1 protein-coding gene is annotated in these 681 nt (G+C 37.4%); it reads left to right on the top strand.

Translation table 11 applies throughout. The features are described 5' to 3' along the window. Positions 1-121: 121 nt before the first annotated feature. Positions 122-625: a GNAT family N-acetyltransferase gene (locus tag CJF42_RS26075; RefSeq protein WP_095369383.1), complete on the top strand. Its 504-nt coding sequence runs from the start codon at positions 122-124 to the stop codon at positions 623-625. Positions 626-681: the final 56 nt, after the last annotated feature.

Raw genomic sequence — 681 nt, 5'->3', positions numbered from 1 at the left:
CACTGCTTTTTGAGAAGTTACTTCTTTCTCTAGTAATAATTTAATAACTCTGATAAAAATGTTCAATTCAGAAAAATGAGCAACTTGCGCGCCATTTAATTGTGAGGCTTACTTTAAAATTATGATTCCAACAATTGAGACAGAAAGACTAAAACTAGTTCCACCAAGCGTAGATTGTTTTGACGTATATGAAAAATTCTATACTGATGCAGATGCCTCAAAAGCTTACGGTGGACCAATAGGAAAAGAGTCAGTATGGGCTAGATTAAAGGCTGATATTGGATCTTGGTACTTGCTAGGTTTCGGTGTTTGGGTAATCAAACGGAAATCAGATAACAATTACATTGGGACATGTGGCTTTTGGCAAGGAAATGATTGGCCGAAAGAACTGACTTGGTGGATAACACCTGAAGGGCGAGGACAAGGAATTGCAACAGAAGCATCAAATGCAGCTTTGCTACATGCGTATAACGAGTTTAATTGGGATATAGTTGAAACCTATATGAATGATGAAAACATTGCAGCCCGAGCATTGGTAGAAAAACTTGGTGGTAAAAAAACTAGACGAGAGTGTTTTAATGATGGTTTGAGCCGAGATATTTATCAAATTCCTAAACCAGCCTAACAAGATATTATTTGTACTGAATGACCGAGTTTGGCACTTTTGCGAAGTTCAGCTCA

Source organism: Pseudoalteromonas sp. NBT06-2 (assembly GCF_002276045.1).
Taxonomy (GTDB): domain Bacteria; phylum Pseudomonadota; class Gammaproteobacteria; order Enterobacterales; family Alteromonadaceae; genus Pseudoalteromonas.
The sequence above is the reverse complement of the archived record's forward strand: the minus strand, read 5'-3'. Positions and strand labels throughout refer to the sequence as shown.